We start from the raw sequence: 15,875 nt of genomic DNA on the forward strand, positions 1-15,875 counted from the left end.
GACAGACGGGGCAGAAGCAGTGGCAGCCACCACCGATCAGGACGAGCGGACCGAGGGGTCCACGCCGACGGACCCGCCGCGCCCGCGCGGCCGGGGCCGCATCGCGACCGCGGTCAGCGTCTTCGGTGAACTGCTCATCACGGCCGGCCTGGTCCTCGGCCTCTTCGTCGTCTACTCGCTGTGGTGGACGAACGTCGTGGCGGACCGCGAGGCGAAGAAGCAGGGCGACCGCGTCCGCGACTACTGGGCGGACGGCCCCGGCTCCCTGAACACCAAGGACGGCATCGGCTTCCTGCACGTGCCCTCGATGACCGGCGGCGAGATCCTCGTCAAGAAGGGCACCGCCACCAAGACCCTCAACAACGGCGTCGCGGGCTACTACACCAAGCCGGTCAAGTCGGCCCTGCCGCGGGACAAGACGGGGAACTTCTCGCTGGCCGCCCACCGCGACGGCCACGGCGCGAAGTTCCACAGGATCGACAAGATCGAGAAGGGCGACCCGATCGTCTTCGAGTCCCGCGACAAGTGGTACGTGTACAAGGTCTACAAGACCCTCCCCGAGACGTCGAAGTACAACGTCCGCGTCCTCGACCCGATCCCGAAGGAGTCGGGCGCGAAGAAGCCGGGCCGCTACATCACCCTCACGACCTGCACGCCGGTGTACACGTCGAAGTACCGCTACGTGGTCTGGGGCAAGCTGGAGCGCGTCGAGAAGGTCGACCACGACCGGACACCGCCGCCCGAGCTCGGATGAGGTGAGGGGCGCGTCCCGCGCCTGCCGCACGCAAGAGCCCCGGCACCCTCCTGGTGGGTGCCGGGGCTCCTCGTCGGCGCCTGGCCGCTCGCGTACGCCGTGCGGGTCGTCAGTCGTCGCGCTGGTGGCGGCCGAAGCCGGTGGCGCCCTCGATGAAGCCGCCGCCGCCTCCGTTGTCACCGCCGCCCTGGTCGCCGCCGCCGGGGGTGCCACCGCCACCGCCGCTGATGGTCGTCAGCTTGACCGTGGTGCCGGACTTGACCTTGGTACCGGCGGGCGGGTCGGAGAAGACCACCATGGCGTCGTCGTCCTGCGGGCCCGTGACGCCGCCGACGGACAGGTCCGCGTCCTCGATCGCGTCCCGCGCGTCGGACAGCTTCTGCCCGGTGACGGACGGGACGGTCACGTCCGGTTCCTCTTCTTCCTTGGGCTTCTTGGCGACCTGGACGGTCACGTTGGAGCCCGGCTGCGCCTGCGTGCCGGCGGTCGGCGTGGTCTGGATGACCTTGCCCTCTTCGACGCTGTCGCTCTCGATGTCCGTACGGACCGGGGTGAAGCCGTTGTCCTGGATCTGCTTCTTGGCCGCTTCCCAGGACTGCCCGGTAACGTCGGGCACGGCGTTCAACTGCTTCTTCTTGGCGACCGTCAGCGTGATGGTCGTGCCCTTCTGGGCCTCCGTCTCGCCCGACGGGTCCTGGTCGGTGACGACGCCCGGGTTCTGGTCGGACTCCTCGGTCTGCTTCTCGACCACGAAGCCCTTGTCCTCAAGCTGGCTCTTGGCCGTCTCGTACTTGAGCCCCTCCACGTCCGGGACCAGGATCTTCGGAGCACCCGTCGACACGACCACACTGATCGTGTCGCCCTTCTCGACCTTCGTGCCCTCGGTCGGGGTCTGCGAGCAGATCTGGTTCTTCGGGTACTTCTCGCAGGGCTCGCGCTTGGCCACCGCGATCTTCAGGTCGACGTTCTTCGCCGACTGCTCGGCTTCCTTCAGGGTCTCGCCGACGAAGTCGGGGGCCTTCTTGTCGGCGGCGGCGCTGTTCCCCGAGAACGCGACCTTGCCGATCAGTATCGCGCCCACCAGGACGAGGATGCCCGCGACGACCAGCAGGATCGTCGAGGTGTTGCTCTTCTTCTGGCGGCCGCGCCGGCCGTTCTCGTCGTAGCCGTAGCCGCCGTCGTCCGGGTTGACCGGGGGCATCATCGACGTCTGGCCCTGGCCGGGGGCGCCGTTCTGCGGGCGCAGCATGGCCGTGGCCTGGTCGCCGTAGTCGCCGCCCTGGCCGCCGTAGCCGACGGCGCCCATCGCGGCGGTCGCGGCGACGGGCTGGCCGTCGAGGCAGGCCTCGATGTCGGCGCGCATCTCGTCGGCCGACTGGTAGCGGTAGTCGGGGTCCTTGGTGAGCGCCTTGAGGACGATCGCGTCCATCTCGGGCGTGATCTCGTTGTCGAAGACGCTCGGCGCCTGCGGCTCCTCGCGCACGTGCTGGTAGGCCACCGCGACCGGGGAGTCGCCGACGAACGGAGGCCGTACGGTCAGCAGCTCGTACAGGAGGCAGCCGGTCGAGTAGAGGTCGGAGCGGGCGTCGACCTGCTCGCCCTTGGCCTGCTCCGGCGAGAGGTACTGCGCGGTGCCGATGACGGCCGCGGTCTGCGTCATCGTCATGCCGGACTCGCCCATCGCGCGGGCGATGCCGAAGTCCATGACCTTGACCTGGCCGTTGCGCGTCAGCATGACGTTCGCGGGCTTGATGTCGCGGTGCACGATCCCGCTGCGGTGCGAGTACTCCAGCGCCTGGAGGATGCCGATGGTCATCTCCATGGCGCGCTCGGGCAGCAGCTTGCGCCCGGAGTGCAGCAGCTCGCGCAGCGTGGAGCCGTCGACGTACTCCATGACGATGTACGGGATGGACACCCCGTCGACGTAGTCCTCGCCGGTGTCGTAGACCGCGACGATCGCGGGATGGTTGAGCGAGGCGGCCGACTGGGCCTCACGGCGGAACCGGGCCTGGAACGACGGGTCGCGGGCCAGGTCCACCCGCAGCGTCTTCACCGCCACGGTGCGGCCGAGGCGGGTGTCGTGCGCGAGGTAGACCTCCGCCATCCCGCCGCGGCCGAGCACCTGGCCCAGCTCGTACCGGCCGCCGAGGCGACGCGGCTCTTCCATAGCTATTCCAGCCCTCTCCGTCGGTCCCGACCGCACCGTGTTGCGCGGTCCGGCGGTGTGCTGTCCGGGCATACCGTACCCGGATCGCCTAACGTGACCCGGCCGCAACCGTCACCCGATACAGGACCGGTATCGCTACGTGCACCGATGGGGAGTGGCCGTGACATGGGTCACTTCTTGCTGTCGAGGACCGCCTTCATCACGTCCCTCGCGATCGGCGCCGCGAGACCGCCACCGGAGATGTCGTCACGGGCGGCGTCGCTGTCCTCGACGACCACGGCGACCGCGACCGGGGAGCCCGAGTCGGTCTTGGCGTAGCTGATGAACCACGCGTACGGGTTCTTGCTGTTGTTCAGACCGTGCTGGGCGGTACCGGTCTTGCCACCGACGGTGACGCCGGGGATCTTGGCCTTGGTTCCCGTGCCGTCCTCCACGACGGTCTGCATCATGTCCTGGAGCTTCTGCGCGTTCTCCTTGGACAGTGGCTTGCCCATCTCCTTCGGCGAGTGCTTCTCGACCACGTCGAGGCTCGGCGCCTGGAGCGAGTTGACCATGTACGGCTCCATGAGCGTGCCGTCGTTGGCGATCGCGGCGGTCACCATCGCCATCTGCAGCGGCGTCGCGGCCGTCTCGAACTGGCCGATGGACGACAGCGCGGTCTGCGGCTTGTCCATGTCCTTGGGGAAGACGGAGGCGTTGGAGCGGACCGGGACGAACTGCTCCTCGTTGAAGCCGAACTCCTCCGCCGTCTCCAGCATCTTGTCCTTGCCGAGGTCCGAGCCGATCTTGCCGAAGACGGTGTTGCAGGACACCCGCAGCGCCTGGCGGAGCGAGGCGTTCTTGCAGGGGATGGGGCCCTCGTTCTTCAGCTCGGTACGGGTGTTCGGCATGACCCAGGGCAGCGGCGAGCGCGTCTTGGAGTCGATGTCCGTGTACAGGCCGTGCTCCAGGGCCGCGGCGGCCGTGACCACCTTGAAGGTGGAGCCGGGCGGGTAGGTCTCGCGCAGGGCCCGGTTCAGCAGCGGCTTGTCGGGGTCCTTGTCGAGCTTGGTGAAGGTCTCGGCTTCCTTGTTGGTGTTCCCCGCGAAGCTGGAGGGGTCGTACGACGGCGTGGAGGCCAGCGCCAGGATCGCGCCCGTCTGCGGGTCGATCGCGGCGACGGCGCCCTTGCCGCGGCCCTTCAGGCCGTTGTACGCGGCCTTCTGGGCGGCGGCGTTCAGCGTCGTGACGACGTTGCCGCCCTCCTTCTTCTTGCCGGTCAGCATGTCGAGGCTGCGGCGGAAGAAGAGCCGGTCGTCGTTGCCGGTGAGGATGCGGTCCTCGATGGACTCGATCTGCGTGGCGCCTATGCGCTGCGAGGCGAAGCCGGTGACCGGGGACCACATGGGCCCGTTCTTGTACGTGCGCTTGTACTTGAAGTCGTCGCCGTCGACCTTCTTGGAGCCCGTGATCGGGTTGCCGTCGACGATGATGTCGCCGCGCGGCTGCGCGTACCGCTCGATGGGCACGCGGCGGTTCATGTCGTGCTCGGCGAGGTGGTCGGCCTTCACGTACTGGAGCCAGTTGTCACGGACGAGCAGCGCGAGGACGAGCAGCCCGCAGAAGACAGCGATGCGGCGCAGGGGCTTGTTCACGGCCGTACCACCTGGGTCATCTCGGCGTCGGGGTTGGGGGCGGGGGACGGGGCCGGGCGGCGCGCGGTGTCGCTGATGCGCAGCAGGATGCCGACGAGCGCCCAGTTGGCGATGACGGAGGAACCGCCGTACGCGATGAACGGCATCGTCATACCGGTCAGCGGGATCAGGCCCATCACACCGCCGGCGACGACGAACACCTGGATCGCGAACGCGCCGGACATGCCGATCGCGAGCAGCTTGCCGAACGGGTCGCGGGCGGCGAGCGCCGTGCGGACGCCGCGCTCCACGATCAGGCCGTAGATCAGCAGGATCGCCATCACGCCGGCGAGGCCCAGCTCCTCGCCGTACGTGGCGAGGATGAAGTCGGAGTTGGCGGCGAAGCCGATGAGGTCGGAGTGGCCCTGGCCGAGGCCGCTGCCGAGGGTGCCGCCGGAGCCGAAGGCCATCATCGACTGGGCGATCTGGTCGGTGCCCGTCTGCGCGATGACCTCCTTGGAGAAGGGGTCAAGCCAGGCGTCCACACGCACCTTCACGTGCGGCTCGAAGGAGGCCACGGTGACGGCGCCCACGGCGGACATCAACAGACCGAACACGATCCAGCTCGTGCGCTCCGTGGCGACGTACAGCATCACGACGAACATGCCGAAGAACAGCAGCGACGTACCGAGGTCGGTCTCGAAGACCAGGATCAGGATGGACATCGCCCACACGGCCAGGATGGGGCCGAGGTCACGGCCGCGCGGCAGGTAGAGCCCCATGAAGCGGCGGCTGGCGAGCGCGAGCGCGTCGCGCTTGACCATCAGGTATCCCGCGAAGAACACCGCGATGACGATCTTGGCGAACTCGGCCGGCTGGATGGAGAAGCCACCGACCTGGATCCAGATCTTGGCGCCGTAGATGTTCTTGCCGAGGCCCGGCACGAGCGGGAGCAGCAGCAGTCCGATCGCGGCGACCATCGAGATGTACGTGTACCGCTGCAGGACGCGGTGGTCCTTGAGGAACAGCATCACGACGACGAACAGGGCGATGCCGATCGCCGAGTACAGGAGCTGCTTGGGCGCGGCGGGGCTGAACGCACCGAAGGAGGCCTTGGCCATCTGCTGCAGCTTCTCGGACTGGTCCAGGCGCCAGATCACCACCAGGCCGAGCCCGTTCAGCAGCGTGGCCAGCGGCAGCAGCAGCGGGTCGGCGTACGGCGCGAACTTGCGCACGACGAGGTGCGCGACGCCCGCGAGGAGGCCGAGTCCGAGGCCGTAGCCGAGCATGCCCGGGGGCAGCTCGCCGGAGATGGCGAGGCCCACGTTCATATAGGCGAACAGCGGGATGACGACGGCGAACACCAGGAGCGCGAGCTCGGTGTTGCGCCGGCTCGGCGCGCCGATGGCGCCGATCGTCGACGTGTGTGTAGTGCTACTGCTCATGGCGTGCGGGGGCCCCCAACGGCTGCTTACTGCTTACCGCACTGCGGGACCAGCTTCTGCTCTTCTTCGGAGAGGCTGGGGCCGGGTGTGGGAGTCGGTGCGGTGGTGGACTTGGACTTGTCGTCCTTGGCGTTCTTGTCGTCGCCAGGAGCGGTCGGAGTGCCGGTGGCGGTCGGCGCGCCGGTGGCGGTCGGAGCATCCGGGGCGCCGGGGGTACCGGTGGGCGCCGGCTTCACGGTCAGGGTCTGGCTCGACAGGCCGCCCGCCTCGCCCTCGTCCTCGCCCGGCTTGGCGCTGGGCTTGGCGTCGCTCTCCGCGCGCTCCCTGTTCTCCCGGTTCTCCCGCTCGATCTTGCGCCGCTCGGCGTCCTTCTTGCACGCCGACGCCTGCAGACCCAGCTCCTCGATCTTGCTCTGGGCGTCGTCGAGGCTGTCCTCCTCGATCGTCGCCTCGACCTGCTTGCGCTGGTACGACGGCAGGTACTTGAGTTCGATCTCGGGGTGGTCCTTCTCGACCTTCGACAGGCTCACCCAGGCCAGGTCCTGGTCGATGCCGCGGTAGAGCGCCACGTGCTCGTCCTTGGCGCCCACGTAGTACTGGTTCTGCGTCCAGCGGTAGCCCCCGTAGAGGCCGCCGCCGACCACGGCGAGCGCGAGAGCCGTGTACAGCGATCTCTTGAGCCACTTGCGGCCGCCGCCGGGCTTCACGAAGTCCTCGTCGCCGTACGCCCCGAAGGAGCCCTCCGGGGCGTACTCCGGGCTGTCGCCGCTGCCGGGCGGGCCGAAGCCGCCGGAGGACGGCGGCGCCTGCCGGCCGAGGCCGGAGGCGCGGCCCGCCGGGGTCTGCATGGCCCCGCCGTCGTTCGTCTGGAGCTGGTTCTCGGCGACCGCGCCGACCACCACCGGGGTGTCGGAGAGCTGGCCCGCGAGGGTGTCGCCGGTGTCGATGTCCAGGACGTCGGCGACGATCACCGTGATGTTGTCCGGGCCGCCGCCGCGCAGCGCGAGCTGGATGAGCTCCTGCACGGTCTCCTGGGGGCCCTGGTAGCTGGCGAGCGTGTCCTCCATCGTCTGGTGCGACACGACGCCGGAGAGGCCGTCGGAGCAGATCAAGTACCGGTCGCCGGCGCGGACTTCACGGATGGAGAGGTCGGGCTCCACGTGGTCGCCGCTGCCGAGGGCGCGCATCAGCAGCGAGCGCTGCGGATGCGTGGTCGCCTCCTCCTCGGTGATGCGGCCCTCGTCGACGAGCCGCTGCACCCAGGTGTGGTCCTGCGTGATCTGCGTGAGGACGCCGTCCCGCAGCAGGTACGCGCGCGAGTCGCCGACGTGGACGAGCCCGAGCCGCTGGCCGGTCCAGAGCAGGGCGGTGAGCGTCGTGCCCATGCCCTCGAGCTGCGGGTCCTCCTCGACCATGAGGCGTAGCTGGTCGTTGGCGCGCTGCACGGCGGAGCCGAGCGAGGTGAGGATGTCCGAGCCCGGGACGTCGTCGTCGAGGGTGACGAGCGTCGAGATCACCTCGGAGCTGGCGACCTCGCCCGCGGCCTGGCCGCCCATGCCGTCGGCGATGGCGAGGAGACGCGGACCGGCGTAACCGGAGTCCTCGTTCCCCTCCCGGATCATGCCTTTGTGCGATCCGGCGGCGAAACGCAGTGACAGACTCATGCGCACCTCGCCCGTCGGCTCCGGGTACATCCGCACGGTGCCCACCCTCCGGTCGGGAGCGCGCTGGCGTCCTGTGTCTGGACCGCGTCGGCTCGCTCGCTCCGCTCGCTCATTGTCGTACTACTTCCGCAGCTCGATGACGGTCTTGCCGATGCGGATCGGCGCGTTCAGCGGAACGGGCGTCGGGGTGGTCAGGCGGGTCCGGTCGAGATAGGTGCCGTTGGTGGACCCGAGGTCCTCGACGATCCACTGGCCGTCACGGTCCGGGTAGATCCTGGCATGCCTGCTGGAGGCGTAGTCGTCGTCCAGCACGATGGTCGAGTCGTGCGCCCGGCCCAGGGTGATCGTCTGTCCCTGCAGCGCGACGGTCGTGCCGGTGAGCGTGCCCTCCGAGACGACCAGCTTCGTGGGGGCGCCCCGGCGCTGGCGGCCCCCGCCGGACTGGCGCCCACCGCCCTGCTGGCGCTGGTGCGGCGGCGCGGCGGCGACGGCCTGCCGGGCGGCCTGGCGGCCGCCCTCCCGGCGCGCGCCGCGCTGGGTGACGCGCGTACCGAACAGGTCGCTGCGGATGACCTGGACGGCCACGATCACGAACAGCCACAGAACGGCCAGGAAACCCAGCCGCATGACCGTCAGGGTCAGCTCTGACATTGCCCCCGCTTCACCCTTCGGCTTGCCGGTAAATGATGGTGGTACTGCCCACGACGATCCGCGAGCCGTCGCGGAGCGTAGCGCGGGTGGTGTGCTGCCCGTCTACCACGATGCCGTTGGTAGACCCGAGATCCTGGATCGTCGAGGGCGTTCCGGTCCGGATCTCACAGTGCCGGCGCGAGACGCCGGGGTCGTCGATCCGCACATCGGCGTCGGTGCTGCGTCCCAGCACCAGCGTCGGGCGGGAGATCTGGTGGCGATTGCCGTTGATCTCAATCCAGCGCCGTACTTGTGTGCCCGGCAGGGCGCCGGGGCCCGGCCCCTGCGGGCGGCCCGCGGCCGCGCCGGGAGGCGGTGCGGCAGGCATGGGAGGAGCGCCCGAGGGGCCCTGCGGGAAGCCGGAGCCGCCGCGGCCCTGGCCCGCGCTCGTGGGTCCGCCGCCGGGGCCCGCGGGGCCGCCGGACGCGGGGTCGGGAGTCTGCGAGGTGCTGGACGCGAGCGTGCGGCTGCGCACCCGGTACAGGCCGGTGTCGAGGTCCTCGGCCTTCTCCAGGTGGACCTTGATGGGGCCCATGAAGCTGTAGCGCTGCTGCTTCGCGTACTCGCGCACCATGCCGGACAGCTCGTCGCCGAGCTGCCCGGAGTAGGGGCTCAGGCGCTCGAAGTCGGGGGCGCTGAGCTCCACGATGAAGTCGTTCGGGACGACGGTCCGCTCGCGGTTCCAGATCGTCGCGTTGTTGTCGCACTCGCGCTGCAGGGCGCCGGCGATCTCGACGGGCTGGACCTCGGACTTGAACACCTTGGCGAAGGTGCCGTTGACCAGACCTTCGAGTCGCTGCTCGAACTTCTTCAGGACTCCCATGGGGCACCTCCTCCGTCGTTGTCATCCTCGTACTGCTTACTGATCGTATCCACGCGTCGGGAAATCAGCTGGTTCCCCCTGTCTGCCCAGACCACGAGTGTCGCCTCTCACAAGGCATGCCCGCACCGCCCTTCCGGGATCCTCCGGGATCGTTCAGGGTTCCACCGGACGCGCACCAGGGTCCTGCCCGGCGTCTGCCCGGGTCTTCGCTGGTGATCCACGGTGCTCCTCCGTCGACCTTCAGGGATCTTTCAGGGGCTCTTTCGGGAACCGCCGCGGGGCGCTTCCCGACCAGGGCTCCGGCGTACCGGCGCCTGGCTTGTGGCGTACCGGCTCCGGGTGCCCGAAGTACCGGTTCTGGGTGTCCGGCGTACCGGCTCCGGGTGTCCGGGGTCGGATGTCCGGTCCGGGCGTGCTGACCTCGGTGTGCGCCTCGGCGTTCTGCCTTGGCGCCCGCCTTGGCCTCCGGGGCCGGGCGTCCTGGCTGTCGTCCGGTGGTCCTGACCCGGGCGTCCTGGCTGTCGTCCGGTGGTCCTGACCCGGGCGTCCTGGCTGTCGTCCGGTGGTCCTTACCCGGGCGTCCGGCCCGTGCTTCCTGGTCGGCTTCCGGGTCCGGCGCGCCTGTCGGTGCGCCCTTGCCGTGTCCGTCCGGTTGCTTCTGGCCGGGGTTCCGGTTCGGGGCTCCTGCCCGGGGTTCCGGTTCGGGTGGCCTGTCGGCGGCCCGGTGGGTGCTCCCGGTGTGGTGCTCCCGGTCGGTATCCCGGTTCGGTGCCTCCGGCCGGTGTCCCGGTCCGGCGTTCCCAGCTCGGCGGTCCCGGCCGGTGTCCCGGTATGGGGCCAGCACTCGGACTCCGCGGTTCCGGTGCTTCCGCGCTCGCTCGCTCTTGCCTCGCCTTCCGCTCTTCCTTCCGCCGTGGTCGCTTCCTGTCCCGGCCGCTGGCGCGGCGGGGCCCGAGCCTGCGCGGGCGGGCGCCCGGCCTGCTGGGCCCGCGCAGGCCCGGTCAGGCCTCGCTCGGCCTGCACCCAAACCTGCTCGGGTGGTGCTCGGGGTGCTGCTTGGGGTGGTGCTGGGGTCCTGCTCGGGCCTTGCTCGGATCCCGCCGGCCCGCCGGCCCGGTCCTGAACGCCGGGCACGGTGTTCCCGCAGGGTTCCCGTACAGGTACCCGCCCATGTCCTCGCCGGACATCTCGGGCCCGTGCGGGCCGGGTCGGATTCCTCTTTACCAGGGATCGTAGAGGGGCTCTGAAGACAGTGTCCCGCACGTGCCCGTGGACCTTGGAGGAGGACTTGACGGGTGGCTTGGTTGCGTCTGGCAGCAGGTTGCCGGTGGGGGTGACCGACGGGGCCCCGTGGCGTGTGGCGGTGCGGGGCCAGGGTGGGGGAAGTCACGGCGGGGCGTGAGGTGTGAGGTGTGTGCGGGGTGTGTGGGGGCGGGCGTGGCGGGTGCGCCGGATGGGGTTGTGGGTGGGGTTTGAGGGGTGGCTGTGGGTGGGGCTGGGGAGAGGGGGCGTAGGCCGGGTACGCGGCGGGGCGGGGGTGGGGGCCGGGACGTGGAGCGCCGGTGGCTGTGGTGACTGCGGAGGGCTCCGGGGGCGGCGGGGGTGGAGGCCGGGGCCGGGGTCGGTGCGGGTCCCCGCGCAGGTGCCCGCACATACGGATGTGAATCCACCCTCCGCAGCGTGCTAATCTTCTGGATGTCGGCAGGCGCTCGCACCACACAGTGAGAGACCCAAAGACAACACCCATGCGCGGGTGGCGGAATAGGCAGACGCGCTGGATTCAGGTTCCAGTGCCCGAAAGGGCGTGGGGGTTCAACTCCCCCCTCGCGCACCAAGTGAGACCCCAGTTCATCTGGGGTCTTTCTTTTTTCTCCAGCTCTTTCGCGGCTGGTCGCCGGGGTAGTGCGGTCGGCTGCGATGGCGCCCATGCCCACGCCCATGCCCATGCCCGGTCGGTGTCCGTGGGCACGCTTCCGGTCGCATCTGTGTCCGGATGTCGACTGCTGCCGACTCTCGCGGGGCGTGCGGGAGTCGTGATGTATGTCACCCGTCAGGCCCGTGATGGTGGTCGGGCGGAGTTATCCACAGGCTCTGACGAGGATTCGTTCGCGGCGGTACGGTCGATGGCAGTTGATGTTCGCGACGCCGCTCGCCGACGCGGGGTGGATGTGCCTCGACCGGGGTGTGTCGGCAGGGGCTGCGCGGACACCGGAACCGGGGGGCGATGGCCGTGACTGAGACAACTGACACATCAGGTACGGGCGGACGGGCCGCAGCGGAGGGTGTCGCTGAGGGCGCGGGCGCCGCCGCGGCCGGTGCCGTCGGCGGACGGACCTCCGGTGCGGCGCTGCCGGGGCCGCGTGAGGCGCGTGGCGCCTGGCGGCTGCCTCACGTGGAGGGCTTCGCTCGCCACCCCGCGCTCGGCGGTACGGAGCAGGCGAGGCCCAAGCAGGAGGGCAAGGCCCTGCGCGCAGGCGTCCCGCGCTCCGCGCACGCGCGGTTCGTGCCGGACGACCGCCGCCCCGACCCGCTCTCCGTCCTGGCGGAGACCAACAGGGGCCGGCTCCCGGAGCTCGCCCCGATCCGTACGGGCCGGATGGCCGCGACGCCGTTCGCCTTCCTGCGCGGATCGGCCGGGCTCATGGCCCACGACCTCGCGCGCACCCCCGCCACCGGCATCGGCGCACAGATCTGCGGCGACGCCCACGCGGCCAACTTCGGCCTGTACGGGGACGCGCGCGGCGGCCTCATCATCGATCTGAACGACTTCGACGAAACCGCCCACGGCCCCTGGGAGTGGGACGTCAAACGGCTGGCCGCCTCCCTCGTCCTCGCCGGCCGCGAGGCGGGCGCCACCGAGGACGCCTGCAAGGAAGCCGCCTACGACGCCGTCGGCGCGTACCGCCGCACGATGCGCCTGCTCGCGAAGCTCCCGGTCCTCGACGCCTGGAACGCGATCGCCGACGAGGAGCTGGTCTCCCACACCGACGCGCGCGACCTGCTCGGCACCCTCGACCGGGTCTCGCAGAAGGCCCGGCAGAACACGAGCGCGCGCTTCGCGGCCAAGTCGACCGAGCCGGTCGAGGGCGCGGGGGACGGCCACGACGGCGTTACGGCCCGGCGCTTCGTCGACGCCCCGCCGGTCCTGCGGCGCATACCGGACGCCGAGGCGGCGGCGGTCGCCCTCGCCCTGGGCGAATACCGGAACACGCTGTCCGAGGACCGCCTCCCCCTGCTCGCGCGGTACGCGATCCAGGACGTGGCGTTCCGTGTCGTCGGCACCGGAAGCGTCGGCCTGCGGTCGTACGTGGTGCTGCTCCTGGACCACCGGGGCGAGCCGCTGGTGCTCCAGGTCAAGGAGGCGTGCCCCTCGGCGTTGCTGCCCCACCTGCCCGCGGCCGGCTTCAAGGCACAGGACGTCGTTCACGAGGGCCGGAGGGTGGTGCTCGGCCAGAAGCGGATGCAGGTGGTCAGCGACTTCCTGCTCGGCTGGACCACGATCGCCGGGCGCCCCTTCCAGGTGCGGCAGTTCCGCAACCGCAAGGGCAGCGTCGACCCGGCCGCCCTCGCCCCCGATCAACTGGATGACTACGGCCGTATGACCGGTGCCCTCCTGGCCCGCGCGCACGCCCACAGCGCCGATCCGCGCCTCATAGCCGGGTACTGCGGCAAGAACGACGAACTGGACGAGGCCGTGGCCGACTTCGCGGTGACCTACGCCGACCGTACGGAGGCGGACCACGCACTGCTGGTCACCGCCGTACGGGAGGGGCGCATCGCGGCTGAGACGGGGGTGTGAGGGAGCCTGAGAGGCGCGAGGCCGCCGACGTCCCGGTTCTGGGCACGGTGGCGCGCGGCCCGTGTCCTACGCTGGGCAGGTGACGACCCCGGAAGCCGAGCAAGCACAGGACGAGACGCCCGAGCAAGCGCCGCAGGACGGTGGCGCCCGGCCCGAGGAGCGGCTCGAGAAGGCTGTGCGGGCGGCCGAGCAGGCGTTGATCGAGTACGAGATCGCGGTGGAGACGTTCCGGGTCGAAGTGGAGAACTTCTCCCGGCTGCACCACCAGAAGCTCGGCCCCATGTACGCCCGCCTCGACGAGCTGGACGCACTGATCGCCGAGGCCGTCGCGGCACGGTCCGGCGATCCGGAGGACCGACGCAAGGCGGCGGAGGCCAGGGCGCGGGTCCTGCCGATGCCGGGCGTGGACGAGCTGTTCCACGGCTGGATGGACGGCGACGGGCTGCTCCCCGAGGCCGCCGCGATGCTGACCGATCAGTCGGTGCGGCCGCCGCAACGGGTGCGGCCCAGTGACGAGGCGCGCAAGCTCTACCGCGAGCTGGTCCGCAAGGCCCACCCCGACCTCGCGCAGGACGAGCAGGAGCGGGAGCGGCGGGACGCGTTCATCGCGCGGGTGAACGCCGCGTACGGCCGTGGTGACGAGGCGCTGCTGCGCGAGCTGCACGAGGAGTGGGACGCGGGGCCGGTGCCGGACGAGCGGCGGCCCACCCCGAGCGAGGAGCTGTACGCGCGGCTCGAGTGGCTCGCACAGCGCAAGGAGCTTCTGTCGGTGGTCGCGCGTGAGCTGGAGGAGAGCGCGATCGGCGCGATGCTGAAGCTGGCGCCGGACGACCCGGACCGGCTCCTCGACGAGATCGCCGAGCAACTGCTGGCCCAGGTGGCGGAGCGCGAGGCGGAGCTGGAGCAGTTGCGCGGCCGCGTGACGTGACGGGCGTGCGCCGGGCCGCGGTGTGTGGCTCCGGCGCGTGCCCGGTGTCGGGCCGTGGGACCTTGTGCCGGGCTCTATGGGGGCATGCAGGGCGGTATGGGGGCGTGCGGGGCTGCGTGGTGGGGTGACCGGACTGGCCGGGCCGGATGGTGGGTGGTGTGGGGGCCTGCCGGGGGTGGGGGCTGTACCGGGTTCGAGGGGGTGGCTCGGCTGGTTCCGGGTGGTCGGGCCGGGGGGTCGTGGTGGGGTCGGGTAGCGTCGGTGGCATGCAATTCGGTTCTGGTGTGCCCACGGTCACGGTCGCTGATCTCTCGGACGGAGACTTCCTGCTCGACGTCCGCGAGGACGATGAGTGGCAGGCCGGTCACGCGGCGAACGCGCTGCACATTCCGATGAGTGAGTTCACGGCCCGTTTCGGTGAGTTGACGGAGGCGGCGCCGCAGGACGGCAAGGTGCACGTGATCTGCCGGTCCGGGGGACGCTCGGCGCAGGTGACGATGTACCTCGCCCAGCAGGGCTTCGACGCGGTGAACGTGGACGGCGGCATGCAGGTCTGGGAGGCCTCCGGCAAGCCGGTCGTCGACGACAAGGGCCAGCCGGGCACCGTCATCTAGATCTAGGGCGTCGGCATGTCCGCCTACCCCGCCCTGGTCCGCCAAGGGCGGTGCCCGCGTGCGGCGGGAGTGGGCGTGCTCCTACGGGCTCGGCCAGCCCTTCCTGTGCGTGCGGCGCTTCCGCACGGGTCCGCCTACGGAGTGGTGCCCCTGGGCGCTGAAGGCTCATGGCGTGCCCAGGTTGCCTGGCGGGGCCCGCGAAGCTCCGCTCCGTCAGCCGGGGGCGTGGGCGGAGAGGATCTCGCCGAGGGCTTCCTCGTGGGCTGCCGCGGGGCCCAGGGAGAGCTCCAGGTACTTGGCCCAGGCGTGGTAGCGGTGCAGGGGGTAGTCGGTGTCCGCGCCCAGGCCGCCGTGCAGGTGCTGCGCGGTCTGGACGACGCGGCGCACACCGTCCGCCGCCCACGTCTTGGCCACGGCTATGTCCGCGGCGACGGGCAGGGGGCCGCCGTTGCCCGGGGGCGTGGCATCCGGCGTGCTGAGTCGCCAGGCGGCCTGCCAGAGGGTGGCTTCCATGGCACGCAGGTCGATGTAGCGGTCGGCGGCCTGGACCGCGACGGCCTGGAACGTGGCGATGGGGTGGCCGAACTGCTCCCGCTTTCCGGCGTATTCGCTGGTCATTCGCAGCACCTCGGTGCCGAGGCCCAGGGCGAGCGCGCAGGTGCCCGTCGCGAGCAGGTGGCGCAGGAAGTCCCAGGCTCCGGCGGCGGTGACGAGGTCGTGGCCCGGGACGCGCACCGAATCCAGGTGCAGCTCGCCGAGGCGTTCGCCGTGGGTGGAGAACTGCTCGGCGATGCCCAGTCCGGGGGCGGTGCGGGGCACGACGGCGAGAACGGCGCGGCCCTCCGGAGTGGCGGCCGGTACGAGGACGAAGTCAGCCTCGTGGGCCCAGGGCACGGCGGTCTGGGTGCCGTCGAGCAGCCAGTCGGGTCCGTCGGGCCGGGCTGTGACGGCGAGTTCGGCAGCATCATGACCCGTGCGTCCGTGCGCGGCGACGGACAGGACGACGTCACCACGAGCGGCCCTCGGGAGGAGCCGTTGCCTCAACTCCGCGCTGCCGTGCGCCTGTAGTGCGTATGCGGCCGCACTCGACTCCAGGAGCGGGACGCGGGCAAGGACCTTCGCGGACTCGCGCAGCACCAGGCAGAGCGCGATGGCGTCGAGGCCCGAACCACCGTACTCGGGAGCGAGGAGCAGACTGAGCAGGTCGGCGTCCGCCAGCCTGGCCCACAAGGCGCGGTCGAAGTCCTCGGCGACGGCGCCCGGGGTGAGTGAGGGGCTCGGCACACCGTCCGGCGCCACGTCGGCGAAGAGGGCCTTCGCCGCTTCGAGCGCCGCCTGCTGCTCCTCGGTGAAGGTGAAGTCCACCGCTCGTCCTCCC

General features: G+C 70.8%; 11 protein-coding genes and 1 tRNA gene. 5 read left to right on the forward strand and 7 right to left on the reverse strand.

All coding sequences use genetic code 11. The features are described 5' to 3' along the window. The first annotated feature begins 19 nt into the window (after positions 1 to 19). The gene (locus IE330_RS09070; protein WP_190135365.1) at positions 20 to 754 is read left to right on the forward strand and encodes a class E sortase; all 735 of its coding nucleotides are present in this window, start codon (positions 20 to 22) and stop codon (positions 752 to 754) included. Positions 755 to 863: 109 nt separating this feature from the next. Here the strand turns inward: IE330_RS09070 and pknB are convergent, their stop codons facing one another. The 6 genes from pknB to IE330_RS09100 form a co-directional block, all read right to left on the reverse strand. Continuing rightward, a complete protein-coding gene (gene pknB / locus IE330_RS09075; protein ID WP_190135366.1) occupies positions 864 to 2,921 on the reverse strand; it encodes a Stk1 family PASTA domain-containing Ser/Thr kinase in 2,058 nt (685 codons plus the stop codon). Positions 2,922 to 3,091: 170 nt separating this feature from the next. Then, a complete protein-coding gene (locus IE330_RS09080; protein ID WP_190135367.1) occupies positions 3,092 to 4,555 on the reverse strand; it encodes a peptidoglycan D,D-transpeptidase FtsI family protein in 1,464 nt (487 codons plus the stop codon). Next, positions 4,552 to 5,979: an FtsW/RodA/SpoVE family cell cycle protein gene (locus IE330_RS09085; RefSeq protein ID WP_190135368.1), complete on the reverse strand. Its 1,428-nt coding sequence runs from the start codon at positions 5,977 to 5,979 to the stop codon at positions 4,552 to 4,554. Before IE330_RS09085 ends, IE330_RS09080 begins: the two co-directional genes overlap by 4 nt. A 26-nt stretch (positions 5,980 to 6,005) precedes the next feature. Further along, positions 6,006 to 7,643, reverse strand: coding sequence for a Stp1/IreP family PP2C-type Ser/Thr phosphatase (locus tag IE330_RS09090; protein ID WP_229925499.1), 1,638 nt, complete (start codon positions 7,641 to 7,643; stop codon positions 6,006 to 6,008). A 120-nt stretch (positions 7,644 to 7,763) separates the two neighbouring features. After that, positions 7,764 to 8,294: an FHA domain-containing protein FhaB/FipA gene (locus IE330_RS09095; RefSeq protein WP_190135370.1), complete on the reverse strand. Its 531-nt coding sequence runs from the start codon at positions 8,292 to 8,294 to the stop codon at positions 7,764 to 7,766. Positions 8,295 to 8,304: 10 nt separating this feature from the next. Then, positions 8,305 to 9,156 (reverse strand): FHA domain-containing protein, encoded by an 852-nt coding sequence (locus tag IE330_RS09100; RefSeq protein ID WP_190135371.1) that lies wholly within the window; start codon positions 9,154 to 9,156, stop codon positions 8,305 to 8,307. A gap of 1,747 nt (positions 9,157 to 10,903) precedes the next feature. On the opposite strand from IE330_RS09100, the gene IE330_RS09105 reads away from it, so the two are divergent. From IE330_RS09105 to IE330_RS09120, 4 genes are all read left to right on the forward strand, one after another. Further along, positions 10,904 to 10,990 (forward strand) — tRNA-Leu (locus tag IE330_RS09105). Positions 10,991 to 11,380: 390 nt separating this feature from the next. Continuing rightward, on the forward strand, positions 11,381 to 12,955 hold the full coding sequence (locus tag IE330_RS09110) for a DUF2252 domain-containing protein (RefSeq protein ID WP_190135372.1): 1,575 nt from the start codon (positions 11,381 to 11,383) through the stop codon (positions 12,953 to 12,955). 79 nt (positions 12,956 to 13,034) lie between these two features. Then, a complete protein-coding gene (locus tag IE330_RS09115; protein ID WP_190135373.1) occupies positions 13,035 to 13,883 on the forward strand; it encodes a J domain-containing protein in 849 nt (282 codons plus the stop codon). Between the two features lie 284 nt (positions 13,884 to 14,167). Continuing rightward, entirely contained in the window at positions 14,168 to 14,497 is a 330-nt protein-coding gene (locus tag IE330_RS09120; RefSeq protein ID WP_190135401.1) for a rhodanese-like domain-containing protein, read from the forward strand. 213 nt (positions 14,498 to 14,710) lie between these two features. Here IE330_RS09120 and IE330_RS09125 read toward each other — a convergent pair whose 3' ends face one another. Next, positions 14,711 to 15,862: an acyl-CoA dehydrogenase family protein gene (locus IE330_RS09125; protein WP_190135374.1), complete on the reverse strand. Its 1,152-nt coding sequence runs from the start codon at positions 15,860 to 15,862 to the stop codon at positions 14,711 to 14,713. Positions 15,863 to 15,875 lie beyond the last annotated feature (13 nt).

Source organism: Streptomyces longispororuber, from assembly GCF_014656095.1.
Classification (GTDB): domain Bacteria; phylum Actinomycetota; class Actinomycetes; order Streptomycetales; family Streptomycetaceae; genus Streptomyces; species Streptomyces longispororuber.